Below are 13915 nucleotides of genomic sequence, written 5' to 3'. Positions count from 1 at the left end.
CGCCCCACCGGACCGCACCGCACCACCTGACGCCGCTCCACTCCCCGATCAGGAACGGGGGCCGGAGCCAGACACACTGACGGGGCGCACATGCCAGTACCAGAATCCACCTCACGCAGCTACTCCCACGAGGCCACCAGGTCCGCCGGTGAGATCGTCGAACTCCTCGACGTGATGTGGGAACACGCCCGAGGATCCACCACCATCGCCCCCGCCTCCACGTCGCAACTACGCCTGATGTACGTCGTCGACCGCGATGAGGGGATCCGCATGCGGTCCCTGTGCAAGCGGCTCGCCACGTCCCCTCCCTCCGTCACCCGCCTGTGCGACCGCCTGCAGGCCATCGGCTTCCTGGAACGGCGACCGTGCCCCGGCAACGGACGGGAAGTCACTCTGCGGCTGACCCTCGAGGGCAGGACTCATCTGCAACGCGTCCGCGGGCAGCGCGAGAACACGCTGCACCACGCGATCAATGCCCTGCCCACCGCCGATCGGCGCGCGCTGGCCAGAGGACTCGCGGGACTCCACACCCAGCTCACCACCGACGCCGACTCCCACGTCGACGCCGACGAGGACAGCAGACCCGGCCTCATCCCAGCGGCCTGACTCACGGCTGGACGTTCTCGATCAGCCCTCGGAGCCACCGCCCCCGGGGCCACCGAAAAGCTCACCGCACGCTTGTCCACCAGCGCGCGTGCCTGGGGCTATCCGAGGATGGCACCGGGGTCGACGCCGGTCAGATCGCAGCTCGCGTCCCACAGCCGTGCCGCGACAGAAGCGTCGGCGAGGTGGTTCCACACCGGCTCATTTCGGGGCTCGCCGCGCAGGCCGAAGACGCGCGGTCCCCACAACTGGCCGCCACGCACGGCCGGGTCGAGCACCGCCCGGACCGCGGGCCATGCCCCTGCGTGCTTGCCCTGGACGAGCAGGGCCGCAGGTGCCGCACTCAGCCGTGCGCCGGTGGTTCGCACGTGGATCGGTGGCCGTGCCGGAGTGAGGGAGTCCAGCGCGCCGCCGGGATGGACCACCACGCTCGTCACCGTGCTGTCGGCAGCGCGCAGGCGGCGGTCGAGTTCGACGCCGAAGTACATCTGGGCCAACTTGGAGCGTCCGTAGGTGCGCTTGGGCTGGTACTCCTTCCGCGACTGCAGGTCGTCCAGGTCGAGCCGCTCGGACTTCGCCGCGAAGCTGCCCATGGTCACGACGCGGGCCGCCGGCGCGGCCGACAGCAGCGGCACAAGGTACTGGGTCAAGGCGAAGTGCCCGAGGTGGTTCGTGCCGAACATGAGCTCGTGACCGTCGCCGGTCTCCTGGCGCGGCGGGTCGTCAAGCGCGACGCCGGCGTTGTGGACCACCGCGTCGAGGCGCTCCACCTCCAGTGATTCCACCACTGTTCCAAGCGACGAGAGGTCGGCGAGGTCCAGCCGTACGGCCCGCACCCGCGCGCCGGGGACACGCTCATGGATCGAGGCCATGGCGGCTTCGGCCTTGGCGGGATTCCGACTGCCGAGTACGACGGTGGCTCCGGTTGCCGACAACTGCTCCGCGACGAAGTACCCGATACCGGCGTTGCCGCCGGTGACCAGGAAGACGCGGCCATCGGCACCGGGCAGCCGTTGGACATTCCAGGGCGGGGCGGAGGATATGGACGACATGGCGACGGGGGTTCCTTGCTGTCGAAGGCGGCTGAGGCTGCGGCTGCTCCCATGGGCAACTCGGCACCCACGGTTCCAGCGGCCACCGACACATCGCCTATGGATCACCGACAGTCTCGCCGAACGGCCGACATCCCGCCGAGGCGGTACTGGCCCGAACACCGTGGGCTGAGGGCTGAGGACTGAGGGCGCAGGATCGATGTACAGCGGCTCGTGCCCTTGTCAGGTGCAACCATCGAGGTGGCGCCTCGCCAGGACGCTCATATGGTTCGATCAATGATCGACAGGACGGCCCCCGGGACAACCGGATACATTGCGCGTCGACTGACTGGCTACTTGAGGAGGGGAAGCGTGGCCGATACCAGCGAAGCCCGATCCGCGGACGTTTCAACGCATGCGACCCAGCAGAGCCGACTGCGCCGGCTGATGCGCTACCTCCCTTTGATCGCCCCCGTCCTGCTGTGGACCGTGCCCTGCTGGGTTCTGCTGTACACCGGCCAGCACTGGCCACTCCCCGTCACGCTCGTCGGCACCGCCCTGTTCGCCCTCGGCCTGATCGGTATGCCGCTCGCGATGGGGCGCGGCCACGGTCGGCGCCAGCAGGACTGGGCGGCGATCGTCGGTGACACCCTCCTCGGGGCCAGCTGGGTGCTGTTCACCTGGTCCGTCCTGCTCGGTGCCCTGCTGCGCCTCGCCCTGACCGTGGCCGACGTCAGTGACGGGCAGAACCGGGCCCGGATCGTCACCTGGGCCGTCCTCGGCACAGCCGCCGCACTGCTCGCCTGGGGGTACGTCGAGGCCCGCCGGGTGCCACGGGTGCGCCAGCTCGACGTACAACTCCCGCGCCTGGGAGCCGGACTGGACGGCACCCGCGTCGTCCTCATCACCGACACCCACTACGGCCCGCTCGACCGCGCCCGCTGGTCGGCGCGGGTCTGCGAGACGGTCAACACCCTGGAGGCGGATCTGGTCTGCCACACCGGCGACATCGCGGACGGCACGGCCGAACGCCGTCGCGCCCAGGCCGCTCCGCTCGGCACCGTGCGCGCCACCCGGGCCCGGGTCTACGTCACCGGAAACCACGAGTACTACAGCGAGGCGCAGGGCTGGGTCGACCTGATGGGCGAGCTGGGCTGGGAGCCGCTGCGCAACCGTCATCTGCTGCTCGAACGCGACGGCGACACCCTCGTGGTCGCCGGTGTGGATGACGTCACCGCCGAGTCCTCCGGCCTGCCCGGCCATGGCGCCCACCTCGCCGGAGCCCTGAACGGCGCCGACCCCGACCTGCCGGTCCTGCTCCTGGCCCACCAGCCCAAGTTCGTCGACCGCGCCGCAGCAGGCGGCATCGACCTGCAACTCTCCGGCCACACCCACGGCGGCCAGATCTGGCCCTTCCACCACCTCGTCCGCATCGACCAGCCCGCCCTCGCGGGCCTCAGCCGCCACGGCACCCGCACCCTCCTCTACACCAGCCGCGGCACCGGTTTCTGGGGCCCGCCGTTCCGCGTCTTCGCCCCCAGCGAGATCACCCTGCTCGTACTCCGCTCCCCGCAGCGGCCCTCCACTCCCTGACACGGAGCGGGTCGACCATCCCGCATGGACCGGCTCACCGAGTGTTCCTTTTACCCCGCGCCTCGGAGCTGGGGAGAGCGGGCCTACGGCAATCTCATCTACTGGAACGAGGTCGGCAAGGGAGGCCACTTCGCCGCATGGGAGCAGCCGCGTCAGTTCTCTCAGGAGATTCCCGCGGCCTTCAGGCCGCCGCCCTGAAGAACGTACGCTCCCTGACCGCCCGAGTCGGGGCTGGTGCGGCCGGTGTCGGTGGGTGGTGTAGTGCTGGATGTACTCCGCGAGGACTGCCTGGGCGTGGTCTCGTTGTCGATCAGCATGCGGCCGCGGACTTCACGACGGAGAGCGCCAACGGCTCGTTCGCAGATCGCGTTCACTCTCGGCGCCCGGAGCGGGCTGAGCCGGTGCGGGCCAGGTGGGAGTCAGGGAAAACGTCTGTGACAGAACGAAGACGTCGCTGAGGACTGCCTGTAACTCGGTGCGCGATACAAATACTTCAGACCGCACGCACCGCGTTACCCCTGGGGAGTCACCATGAAGCACACCCGCATCGCCGCTCTCGCCGCTCTCGGCGTCGCTGCCTCCCTCTCGCTCACCGCCTGTGGCGGCGACGACTCCGGCAAGGACTCGTCCTCCAAGGGCTCCTCGTCTTCCTCGTCCTCGAACGGTGGCTCGAAGTCACAGGGCGGCTCGGACACCGGCGGCTCGAAGGCCGACAACGCCAAGTCAGGCTCCGGTGAGGACACCACGACCAACGCCGGCGCCGCGAACGGCGCGACGCAGACCAGCGGCAAGGTCAAGTTCTGCAAGACGGAGGACCTGGCCATCGACGCCACGGACGCCGCGCCCGACGAGGCCTCCGGCAGGGTCGACATCACCATGATCAACCGGGGCTCGACCACCTGCTCGGCGACCGGCTTCGCGGGCGTCGACATCAAGGACGCCGACAACACCTCGAACCCCATCGAGCGCGGCCAAGCCCAGCCGCGTATCACCACCCTGAAGCCCGGCGACGCCGCCGTCTTCAACCTCGCCTACGACATCGACAGCAGCGGCGAGAGCCTCGCGCACCCGACCAACATCCTGGTGACGCCCCCGAACGAGACCCACTCCGTGACCCTGGACTGGCCCGCGGCCGCAGGAGACATCAAGGGCGCCTACACCGACGTTCAGGTCTACCCCACCCACACGACCAAGTAGGCGTTGCGCCCGGGGCAGGGCTGCCAGTGCGACAGTGAGGCCTGCGGTGCCTCTGCGCACGGATCACATCTTCGGCGATGCGCCCGCACACCCCGTGTGCGGGCGCATCGGGGGTTCAAGGGGTCGGAGCGACGTCGGCTTCCTTGTGGGCGGGTTCGCGGACCTCGGGGACCGTGCTGTTGAGGTTCTCGCCTTCGACATCGACGTGCGGCAGACGTCGATCGAGCCAGCCGGGCAGCGACCAGGCCCGCCCGCCGAGCAGGGCCAGGACGGCGGGCACGATGGTCATGCGGACCACGAAGGCGTCGAAGACGACCCCGATGGCCAGACCGAAGCCAAGGGACTTGATCATGGCGTCGTCGCCGCCGATGAACCCGGCGAAGACACCCGTCATGATCAGCGCGGCCGCGATGACGACCTTGCCGCTGTGTCGGAAGCCCTCGGTGATCGCCTGACGCGGATCGGCGCCGTGGACGTACGCCTCCCGGATCCGGGTGACCAGAAAGACCTGATAGTCCATGGCGAGGCCGAAGACGATACCGACCAGGAGGATCGGCATGAGGCTCATGATCGGACCGCTGGTCTCCAGGCCGAACAGGTCCTTGAACCAGCCCCACTGGAAGATCGCGACCACCGCGCCGAGAGAGGCAAGGACGGACAGCAGGAAGCCGAGCGCCGCCTTGAGCGGCACCAGGATCGAGCGGAAGACAAGGATCAGGACCAGGAAGGCCAGGCCGACGACGAGCGCCAGATAGGGGACGATCGCGTCGGCGAACTTCGAGGCGACGTCGATGTTCATCGCGGTGGTGCCGGTGACCATGGCCTGTGCGCCGGTGGCGGTCTGGACACTCTTGGCCTGATCGCGGATGGTGTGGACGAGGTCTTTGGTCTCCTCGCTCGCGGGCGAGCTCTTGGGGACGAGGGTGACCATCGCGGTGTCACGGACCGGGTTGTACGTGGCCGGGGCGACGGTGGCCACATCCTTCAAGTCCTTCACACTGCCGTCGAGTTGACCGACTGCGGTCTTCGTGGCAGCCGGATCGCTGCCGCTGACGACGAGCGTCAGCGGGCCGTTGAAGCCGGGGCCGAACGACTCGGCGAGCATGTCGTAGGCCTTGCGCTCGGTGGTGGAGGTGGGCTTGCTGCTGTCGTCGGGCAGACTCAGTTCGAGCCGGGTCGCGGGCAGCGCGATCACACCGAGCCCGAGTACCGAGAAGAGCAGGACCTTCCACGGGCGGTGCAGTACGAAGGCCGCCCAGCGCTCCGCCAGGGGCGGCTTCGTGCCGGCGGCCTTCGAACCGGCGGACTTCTTGCGGGAGGGGCGGCCGAGAACGCGCTCGGGGGCGAAGGCGAGCAGGGCCGGGACCAGGGTGACGGCCACCAGGACGGCAACGACGACGGCACCAGCGGCGGCCATGCCCATGGCCGTGAGGATGGGCAGGTTCACCACAGCCAGGCCGACCAGGGCGATGACGACGGTCAGACCGGCGAAGACCACGGCGGAACCCGCGGTGCCGTTCGCCCGGGCGGCCGCCTCGCGGGCGTCGTGGCCCACGGCCCGCTCGGATCGGTAGCGGGAGACGATGAACAGGGAGTAGTCGATGCCCACCGCGATGCCCAGCATGGTCGCGAGCGACGAGGTGCTGCTGTTCAGATCAAGGGCCGTGGTGAGCGCGGTGATGGCGCTCGTGGTGATGCCGACACCCAGCAGGGCGGTCAGCAGCGGCATGCCGGCCGCGATAAACGAGCCGAAGGTGACGATCAGGATCAACGCGCCGAGCACGAAACCGATCGCCTCGGAGGAGCTGCTCTCCTCGGCGGGTGCCAGCGCGCTGCCGGACGCCTCCACGGTCAGGCCCTGGCCGCGTGCCGCGTCAAGCGCGTCGTCGAGGTGGCTGTGGTCCGCGTCCGTCAGTTCGGCGGGCTTGGTCTTGTACGTGACCTGGGCGTAACCGGTGGTGCCGTCGGCGCTGATGGTCTTGCCCTTGAACGGGTCGGCGACCGAGGCGACGCGCGGCGAGGAGTTCTGCAGATCCTTGAGCAGTGAGGAGACTTCGGCCCGCGGCTCGTCGGCGGCCAGCTTCTCCCCGTCGGGTGCCCGGACGACGACGCGGACGCTCGCCCCGTCGGCGTTGGCCGCGGGGTACTTCTCACCTAGCACGTCGTACGCCTTCTGCGCCTCGATGCCGGGCAGGGTGATGTTCGAGTCGCCGCTGCCGCTGCTGCCCGCCGCCGCGGCGCCCGCGACACCGAGTACGACCGCCCAGAGCAACAGGGTCAGCCAGCGACGCTTGAACGCGCCGCGCCCGAGCCGGTGCAGAAAAGTAGCCATGAGAACAACAGACTCCGTACGTCAGGAACGAGACGAGGATGGGAAGCGGTCGGGGCCCCGGGCTGCTCACCCGGAGGGTGTGCCGGGCGCTGTCCCCACAGGCCGCGGCACACCCTCCGGGCCCTGCACGCCTGGAGCACCCAAGAGGTCCGGACGCGGACCGTCGTTGACGGGCCGGGCGGGGCACAGGCGCCGGGGGAACGCCCATGCCCTCGAACCATGTTGCGGCGGCACGCTGCGGTGCGGCGTCAGCCCTGGGTACGGAGTGCGGCGTTCCGTGTCGGTCATCCGGCCGACACCACAGGAGCCATCCGGCTCCCTAGGCTGGTGGCGTGGACTGGAAGCTTCCGTTCTTACCCGGCATCCGCCGCGTCATCTCCACCGCCGCGGTGGTGTCCCTGGCTCTGCTGTGGGCGGCCGACATCTTGGTGCTGCTGTTCGTGACCGAGCCGCCGATCGCGCCCACCAGTTGGCTGCCGGTGTTCGTCACCGGCCCCTTGGCCGCGCTCGCGCTGCCCGGCGCCCGCCACCCGCTGCCTTTCCCGGCGCGGGCGGTGGCTGCGGCCGCCATCTCCCTCACGCTCAGCTGCGTGTGCCTGTTCTCGCCGGTGAGCGGGACGGACTTCGGGTATCTGGAGATGTTCGCGCTGCTGTTCCTGATCATCCGGACACTCGCCCAGGTCCCCAGCACCCGCGCCATGGCGTGGACAGTCGCCGCCCTGGCCGTCAGCATGCTGATGCAGACGCTGCGCACCCGGACGCTGGACGGCTTCGTCGGGGGCAGCTACATGGTGACGATCCTGCTCTCGCTCGGTATCGCCATGGGGTGCGTCGTCCGTGCGTCCGAGGCCCGTCGGCAGCGTGCCGTACGGGATGTGCGGCACGCCGAGCGGCTGGCTCTGGCCCGTGATCTGCACGACCTGATCGCCCACCACATGACGGGCATCATCGTGCAGGCCAACGCGGCAAAGACCGTTCACGCGATCGCGCCCGAGAAGGTCGAACCGGCCCTGGAGGCGATCGCCCGGTCCGGTACGGAGACGTTGGAGTCGATGCGGCGGCTGGTGCGGGTACTTCGCGAGGACGACCATCAGGCGCTGCGGCCGGGCGATCTCCTCGCCGAACTCGGGGATTTCGTCGGCGAGTTCTCCCGGCGACGGCCCGACGCTCCGGCGGCCCGGCTCGAGGCGAGCGCCGCGGTCCGCACGAGCCGGTTGAGCCCGGAGGTCGAGGCGACTGTGCTGCGGGTGGTCCGGGAGTCCCTCACCAACGTGCTGCGGCATGCCCCGGGCGAGCGGGTGACCGTACGTCTCGACGCCGACCCGGGGTGGGTACGGGTGACGGTGATCAACAGCGCGGGGCAGCGCCAGGCGGACCATCCGGCGGGCGGGCGCAGCGGCTTCGGCCTGATCGGTCTTCGCGAGCGCGTCGAGGCCCTCGACGGCACGTTCCGGGCCGGTGTCACGGGCTCAGGTCAGTGGGAGGTGGCGGCCGGACTGCCGCGCCCCCTCACGGACGCTGGTCCCGCGAGGTGACCACGCCGTTCTCCCACGCCCAGGCCGCGATCTCCACACGGTTGCGGGCCTCGACCTTGGCCTGGATCCGGGCCAGGTACGTCTTCACCGACGACAGCGACAGGAACAGCTCCTCGGCGATCTCCTGGTTGGTGCGTCCCACGGCCACGAGGCTGGCGATCTCCGTCTCCCGGCTGCTCAGCCCGGCGGCCTCCTGCTGCTCCTCACCGCCGGCCCTGTGCCGCAGCCCGCGCAGCAGCCGCACGGTGACCGCGGGCGAGACCAGCGCGTCGCCGCGAGAGGCCGCCCGCACCGCCTCCACGAGCAGCGCGGGCGGAGCGTCCTTGAGCAGGAAGCCGCAGGCGCCGTAGCGCAGCGCGTCGCGTACGTAGTCGTCCTGGTCGAAGGTGGTGATCACGACGACGTTCATCGCGGATTCGCCGGGCGGCTCGCCCGCCAGGGTGCGAGTGACCTCCAGGCCGTCCATCCGCGGCATGCGGATGTCGGCCAACACCACCGCTGGGCGCAGCTGTCGGGCCAGCTCGACGCACTCGACACCGTCTCGGGCGACACCCACGACCCGGATGCCCGGCTGGGCATCGAGGATCATCTCGAAGCCGGCCCGGACCAACTCCTGATCGTCGGCGATCACCACATCGATCAGCTCATCGGCCACAGCCCGTTCCTTCCGTCCCTGACAGGATTCGCCCGCACAGACGCCGCACCCTAGTAGGCACATTCCGCACCGTCATAGGGACGTTCGACCATCTCCAGGTTCGTACCGTTCAAGGTCTCTCCGTATCAGGCACGCACGGTACGGAGAAATGGCGGCCACGCCCTGGGAGGCGATCTCGGTCAGCCCAGGAAACTCAACCGCACCTGACGGTCGGGGTTGTCCTGGTTCGTGTCCACCAGACACACCGACTGCCAAGTCCCCAGCTCCAGACGCCCCCCGAGCACCGGCAACGTCGCATGCGGCGGTACGAGTGCCGGTAGGACGTGGTCGCGGCCATGGCCGGGGCTGCCGTGGCGGTGCTGCCAGCGGTCGTCGGCCGGGAGCAGGGTGTGCAGCGCGGCCAGCAGGTCGTTGTCGCTGCCCGCGCCCGTCTCCAGGATCGCGATGCCGGCGGTCGCGTGGGGGACGAAGACGTTGAGCAGGCCGTCGCGGCCGGATGCCGCCTCGCTCAGGAAACTCTGGACGGCATCGGTGAGGTCGAAGACCTTCTCGGCCGAGCCGGTGGTGACGTTCAGGACACGGGTGGTGAAAGCGTCGGACATGGGTCCATCCTCCCTCACGTCTCTCCCATTCGCTGATACGCGGCGTCCGCCTTTCGAGACGGCATTGACCGTACGCTGACGACCTGGCTACGTTCAGCGGCATGTTGCGTTCAGCTCTGCTCACCACGCGCGGTCACATCGACCTGCTGCGGGTGGCTTCTGCTGCGTGTCGTCGCGGCTGCTGACGCCCTCTCAGCCTCAGCCCGCTTTTCACCCTTTGCGTTTCTCTGCCCTCATGCCTTCGCGCGGTTGATTTCGCCGTCCCTCGCGTAGGCCTTTCGGGCATCCCTCCCTCCTGCCGTGGAGCACCCATGAGCATCAGCCATGCCCCGCCGGACTCCGAGTCCGACATTTCGGGTATATCCAAGTCCGACCATCCCTCCGAGGACGCCCGGGACGTAAGAGACGGCGGTGGCGCCGAAGACGCCCGGTCGGCCGAGCCCGATCTCGTTCCCATCGTCCCCGCCTCCACCCGCCGCGCCCGCGTCCCCCGCTGGCTGCGCCGTACCTCCGGACCCGTCGCGCTCCTCGCCCTATGGCAACTCCTGAGCTCCACGGGGGCGTTGAGCCAGGACATCCTCGCTTCGCCGGGGACCATCGCCGGCGTCGGCCGTGACCTCCTCGGCGACGGTTCGCTGACCTCCGCCATGGGGGTCTCCCTGCAGCGGGTAGCGGTGGGGATGCTGCTCGGCACCGCCGTCGGGATCTCGCTCGCGCTCATCTCGGGGCTCTTCCGCGTCGGCGAGGATCTCGTCGACGCCAGCGTGCAGATGCTGCGCACGGTGCCCTTCGTCGGGCTCATCCCGCTCTTCATCATCTGGTTCGGCATCGGTGAGGCGCCCAAGGTCGCCATCATCACGCTTGGTGTCACGTTCCCGCTCTATCTGAACGTGTACGCGGGAATCCGCGGGGTCGACTCGCAGCTCATCGAGGCCGGGGAATCCCTCGGACTCTCGCGGTGGGGTCTCGTGCGCCACGTCATCCTGCCCGGAGCGCTGCCGGGTGCGATGACCGGCCTGCGGTACTCCCTCGGCATCGCCTGGCTCGCCCTCGTCTTCGCCGAGCAGATCAACGCGGACTCCGGGATCGGCTTCCTGATGGTCCAGGCGCGTGACTTCCTGCGGACCGATGTGATCGTCGTCTGCTTGATCGTGTACGCCTTCCTCGGCCTCATCGCCGACTTCATCGTCCGCACCCTCGAAAGGCTGCTGCTGCAATGGCGACCGACGTTCACCGGCCGGTGACCCCCACCGCTCCCACGACCGCCGCGGCCACCGCCCCCACGACCCGGGCCGCTTCGGCCGTACGGGTCGAAGGTCTCACCCGCTCCTTCGACGGGCGTGCCGTCATCGATCAGCTCGACCTGGACGTGCGCCCCGGCGAGTTCGTGGCCCTTCTCGGGCGCAGCGGCTGCGGCAAGTCGACCCTGCTGCGCATCCTTGCCGGGCTCGACCGGGACATCGAGGGGACGGTCCTCGTGCCGCGCCGCAAGGCCGTCGCGTTCCAGGCCCCCCGGCTCATGCCCTGGAAGCGCGTGTGGCGCAACGTGCTGCTCGGGCTCAAGGGAAAACCCGAACGCGCCGTCGCGGAGCGCGCGTTGGAGGAGGTCGGCCTCAAGCACCGTACGAACGCGTGGCCCAAGACGCTCTCCGGCGGAGAGGCCCAGCGCGCCTCGCTGGCCCGCGCCCTGGTGCGTGAGCCCGATCTGCTGCTGCTCGACGAGCCGTTCGGCGCGCTCGACGCGCTCACCCGCATCAAGGCCCAGCGCCTCGTCGACGAGCTGTGGCAGCGGCGCGGCTGCGCCGTCCTGCTCGTCACGCACGACGTCGAGGAAGCCGTGCTCCTCGCCGACCGGGTGCTCGTCATGGACGACGGCGTCATCGCGTACGAGACGGAGATCGACATCGAGCGGCCGCGCGGCATCTCCGATCCGCGCTTCGCCGAGCTGCGTGCCGAGCTTCTGCAGCGCCTGGGCGTCGACGCGGACGTCTCCCCCGAAACCGCCGCGGCCTGAACCAGCGCCCGAATCCCCCTCCCCCGTGAACAGTACGAACAGACCGAACGGACTCACCATGCGACGACACCTCGCCGCCCCCGCCCTGCTCCTCCCCCCGGCCCTGCTGCTCGCCGCGTGCTCCGGCTCCCCCTCCGCCAGCACCTCGTCCGCGGGCGCGGGCGGCAGGACCGACGGCAAGGGGTCGCTCACCCTCGACGTCGGTGACCAGAAGGGCGGTTCGGAGGCCGTGCTGCGCGCGGCCGGGGAGCTCGACGACCTCAAGTACAAGATCCACTGGTCCACCTTCACCTCCGGGCCGCCCCTCCTTGAGGCCATCAACGCCAAGGCCGTCGACATCGGAGCCGTCGGCAACACGCCGCCCGTCTTCGCCGCCGGGGCGAACTCGAAGATCTCCGTCGTGGCCGCGAGCCACGGCACCGCGTCGGGCGAGGCGATCCTCGTCCCGAACGGGTCGTCCCTGAAGAAGGCCGAGGACCTGAAGGGCAAGTCCATCGCCGTGACCCAGGGTTCGTCGGCGAACTATCAGCTGATCGCGTCCCTCAAGAAGGTGGGGCTCGGCCTCAAGGACGTCAAGGTCAAATATCTGCAGCCCGCCGACGCGCTGGCCGCGTTCACCAGCGGCAAGGTGGACGCCTGGGCCGTATGGGACCCGTACACCTCGCAGGTGCTCGAGAGCAAGAAGGGCCGCGTCCTGACCGACGGCGACGGCGTGGTGAACGGCCTCAACTTCCAGGTGGCGGCGCCGGACGCGCTCAAGGACAAGAAGAAGTCCGCGGCGATCGACGACTACCTCAAGCGGCTGCGGAAGGCCCAGGCATGGGTCTACAAGCACCCGGAGGCGTGGGCGAAGGTCTGGGCGAAGGACACCGGCCTGCCCTACGAGGCGGCGCTCGCCGCCGTCAAGCGCAGCAACGGCACGCGGGTCCCGGTGGCCGTGGACAAGAACGTGATCACCTCCGAGCAGGAGATCGCGGACACCTTCACCGACCAGAAGCTCATCCCGCGGCGCATCGACTTCGGCGACTTCGTCGACACCCGCTTCAACGGCGACCTGCCGCCCTCGACCAGCGAGCCGCGCACGTACGACAAGGAGTCCTGACGATGACCGTCCACCTCAACTGGTTCCTGCCGACCGGCGGCGACGGTCGCACTCTCGTCGACCGGCACGCCTACACCGACGGCGGCGTCAAGCGCTCCCGTGTCACCCCGGTCAGCGGGGTTCGGGCCCCCGACATCGACTATCTGATCCAGATCGCCAAAGCGGCCGAGCAGTTGGGTTTCGAGGCGGTGCTGACCCCTACCGGCACCTGGTGCGAGGACGCCTGGCTGACGACGGTCGCACTGGCGCAGCACACGGAGCGGCTCAAATTCCTGGTGGCGTTCCGGCCCGGCGTCATCTCCCCCGTGCTGGCGGCGCAGATGGCGTCCACGTATCAGCGCATCACGCGCGGTCGCCTGCTCCTGAACGTCGTCACGGGCGGCGACTCGACCGAGCAGCGGCGCTTCGGCGACCACCTCGACCACGATCACCGTTATGCCCGTACCGACGAGTTCCTGTCCGTCGTACGGGGCGTGTGGGGCGGTAAGCCCTTCGACTTCCACGGCGAGCACTACGACGTGGAGGGCGGCCTCACCGCGCTGCCGCCGGACCCGCTGCCGGAGGTGTTCTTCGGTGGTTCGTCCGCGGCGGCCGGGCCGGTCGCCGCGCGGCACGCGGATGTCTATCTGACGTGGGGTGAACCGCCGGAGCAGGTCAAGCAGAAGATCGACTGGATTCGCGGGCTCGCCGAGGAGCAGGGCCGCACGGTCCGGTTCGGGATCAGGCTGCACACCATCTCGCGCGACTCCGCCGCCGATGCGTGGGCCACCGCGAACCGGCTGCTCGACGACCTCGACCCGGACACCGTCGCCGCCGCCCAGCAGGCGCTCGGCCGCAGCGAGTCCGTCGGCCAGCAGCGGATGCTGGCGCTGCACGGCGGCTCCCGGGACAAGCTGGAGATCTCGCCGAACCTGTGGGCGGGCGTAGGTCTCGTACGGGGTGGCGCGGGCACCGCGCTCGTCGGCAGCCACGCGGATGTCGCCGACCGGATCGAGGAGTATCACGCGCTCGGCGTCGAGCACTTCGTCTTTTCGGGCTATCCGCATCTGGAGGAGGCGTACTGGTTCGGCGAGGGCGTGATCCCGGATCTGGCGGCGCGTGGGCTGCTGCCCCGGATCCCGGCCTCGCAGCTGACCGGGGCACCTGCGGCGAACGGGCGTCCGGCGTCGGCTCCGGGCGGCGCGCCGCTCCTGGTGGCGGGCGGGCGCTGACCCGCGCACCGGTGAGGGAAGATCCCTGGCCCCGATGGAG

Annotated in this window: 13 protein-coding genes; 9 read left to right on the top strand and 4 right to left on the bottom strand. The window is 69.8% G+C overall.

All coding sequences use genetic code 11. The features are described 5' to 3' along the window. The first annotated feature begins 90 nt into the window (after positions 1–90). A complete protein-coding gene (locus ACZ5CR_RS00770; protein ID WP_468852209.1) occupies positions 91–606 on the top strand; it encodes a MarR family winged helix-turn-helix transcriptional regulator in 516 nt (171 codons plus the stop codon). A 98-nt stretch (positions 607–704) separates the two neighbouring features. On the opposite strand, the gene ACZ5CR_RS00765 is transcribed toward ACZ5CR_RS00770, so the two are convergent. Next, the gene (locus ACZ5CR_RS00765) at positions 705–1655 is read right to left on the bottom strand and encodes an SDR family NAD(P)-dependent oxidoreductase (RefSeq protein WP_468852207.1); all 951 of its coding nucleotides are present in this window, start codon (positions 1653–1655) and stop codon (positions 705–707) included. 351 nt (positions 1656–2006) lie between these two features. Between ACZ5CR_RS00765 and ACZ5CR_RS00760 the strand changes: the two genes are divergently transcribed. Both ACZ5CR_RS00760 and ACZ5CR_RS00755 read left to right on the top strand, forming a co-directional pair. Further along, positions 2007–3227 carry a metallophosphoesterase gene (locus ACZ5CR_RS00760; RefSeq protein ID WP_468852205.1) on the top strand — a complete coding sequence of 407 codons (1221 nt, stop codon included), beginning with the start codon at positions 2007–2009 and terminating at the stop codon, positions 3225–3227. A gap of 531 nt (positions 3228–3758) precedes the next feature. Further along, the gene (locus ACZ5CR_RS00755; protein WP_468852203.1) at positions 3759–4424 is read left to right on the top strand and encodes a DUF4232 domain-containing protein; all 666 of its coding nucleotides are present in this window, start codon (positions 3759–3761) and stop codon (positions 4422–4424) included. 115 nt (positions 4425–4539) lie between these two features. Here the strand turns inward: ACZ5CR_RS00755 and ACZ5CR_RS00750 are convergent, their stop codons facing one another. Further along, positions 4540–6756, bottom strand: a complete 2217-nt coding sequence (locus ACZ5CR_RS00750) for an MMPL family transporter (RefSeq protein WP_468852201.1) — start codon at positions 6754–6756, stop codon at positions 4540–4542. A gap of 332 nt (positions 6757–7088) precedes the next feature. Here ACZ5CR_RS00750 and ACZ5CR_RS00745 point away from each other — a divergent pair, with 332 nt between their 5' ends. Continuing rightward, positions 7089–8291, top strand: a complete 1203-nt coding sequence (locus ACZ5CR_RS00745) for a sensor histidine kinase (RefSeq protein WP_468852199.1) — start codon at positions 7089–7091, stop codon at positions 8289–8291. Here ACZ5CR_RS00745 and ACZ5CR_RS00740 read toward each other — a convergent pair. Then, entirely contained in the window at positions 8266–8946 is a 681-nt protein-coding gene (locus ACZ5CR_RS00740) for a response regulator (protein WP_468852197.1), read from the bottom strand. The genes ACZ5CR_RS00745 and ACZ5CR_RS00740 overlap by 26 nt on opposite strands. Before the next feature lie 179 nt (positions 8947–9125). Further along, on the bottom strand, positions 9126–9548 hold the full coding sequence (locus ACZ5CR_RS00735; RefSeq protein WP_389910736.1) for a secondary thiamine-phosphate synthase enzyme YjbQ: 423 nt from the start codon (positions 9546–9548) through the stop codon (positions 9126–9128). Between the two features lie 101 nt (positions 9549–9649). Between ACZ5CR_RS00735 and ACZ5CR_RS00730 the strand changes: the two genes are divergently transcribed. The 5 genes from ACZ5CR_RS00730 (at position 9650) to ACZ5CR_RS00710 (ending at position 13875) form a co-directional block, all read left to right on the top strand. Then, positions 9650–9733, top strand: a complete 84-nt coding sequence (locus ACZ5CR_RS00730) for a putative leader peptide (RefSeq protein WP_349817350.1) — start codon at positions 9650–9652, stop codon at positions 9731–9733. 126 nt (positions 9734–9859) lie between these two features. Further along, the gene (locus ACZ5CR_RS00725) at positions 9860–10792 is read left to right on the top strand and encodes an ABC transporter permease (RefSeq protein WP_468852196.1); all 933 of its coding nucleotides are present in this window, start codon (positions 9860–9862) and stop codon (positions 10790–10792) included. Next, positions 10765–11562: an ABC transporter ATP-binding protein gene (locus ACZ5CR_RS00720; protein ID WP_468852195.1), complete on the top strand. Its 798-nt coding sequence runs from the start codon at positions 10765–10767 to the stop codon at positions 11560–11562. Before ACZ5CR_RS00725 ends, ACZ5CR_RS00720 begins: the two co-directional genes overlap by 28 nt. 58 nt (positions 11563–11620) lie before the next feature. After that, the gene (locus ACZ5CR_RS00715) at positions 11621–12664 is read left to right on the top strand and encodes an ABC transporter substrate-binding protein (RefSeq protein ID WP_468852193.1); all 1044 of its coding nucleotides are present in this window, start codon (positions 11621–11623) and stop codon (positions 12662–12664) included. A gap of 2 nt (positions 12665–12666) precedes the next feature. Continuing rightward, a complete protein-coding gene (locus tag ACZ5CR_RS00710) occupies positions 12667–13875 on the top strand; it encodes an LLM class flavin-dependent oxidoreductase (protein ID WP_468852191.1) in 1209 nt (402 codons plus the stop codon). The last annotated feature ends 40 nt before the right edge of the window (positions 13876–13915 follow it).

It is taken from the genome of Streptomyces sp. NPDC031274 (assembly GCF_055570235.1).
The sequence above is the reverse complement of the archived record's forward strand: the minus strand, read 5'-3'. Positions and strand labels throughout refer to the sequence as shown.

Bases quoted from the DNA above. Each gene is read 5' to 3' on its own strand.
- ACZ5CR_RS00750 (WP_468852201.1), bottom strand. From the start codon at position 6,756: ATGGCTACTTTTCTGCACCGGCTCGGGCGCGGCGCGTTCAAGCGTCGC.
- ACZ5CR_RS00755 (WP_468852203.1), top strand. From the start codon at position 3,759: ATGAAGCACACCCGCATCGCCGCTCTCGCCGCTCTCGGCGTCGCTGCC.
- ACZ5CR_RS00725 (WP_468852196.1), top strand. From the start codon at position 9,860: ATGAGCATCAGCCATGCCCCGCCGGACTCCGAGTCCGACATTTCGGGT.
- ACZ5CR_RS00715 (WP_468852193.1), top strand. From the start codon at position 11,621: ATGCGACGACACCTCGCCGCCCCCGCCCTGCTCCTCCCCCCGGCCCTG.
- ACZ5CR_RS00710 (WP_468852191.1), top strand. From the start codon at position 12,667: ATGACCGTCCACCTCAACTGGTTCCTGCCGACCGGCGGCGACGGTCGC.
- ACZ5CR_RS00720 (WP_468852195.1), top strand. From the start codon at position 10,765: ATGGCGACCGACGTTCACCGGCCGGTGACCCCCACCGCTCCCACGACC.
- ACZ5CR_RS00770 (WP_468852209.1), top strand. From the start codon at position 91: ATGCCAGTACCAGAATCCACCTCACGCAGCTACTCCCACGAGGCCACC.
- ACZ5CR_RS00735 (WP_389910736.1), bottom strand. From the start codon at position 9,548: ATGTCCGACGCTTTCACCACCCGTGTCCTGAACGTCACCACCGGCTCG.
- ACZ5CR_RS00730 (WP_349817350.1), top strand. From the start codon at position 9,650: ATGTTGCGTTCAGCTCTGCTCACCACGCGCGGTCACATCGACCTGCTG.
- ACZ5CR_RS00765 (WP_468852207.1), bottom strand. From the start codon at position 1,655: ATGTCGTCCATATCCTCCGCCCCGCCCTGGAATGTCCAACGGCTGCCC.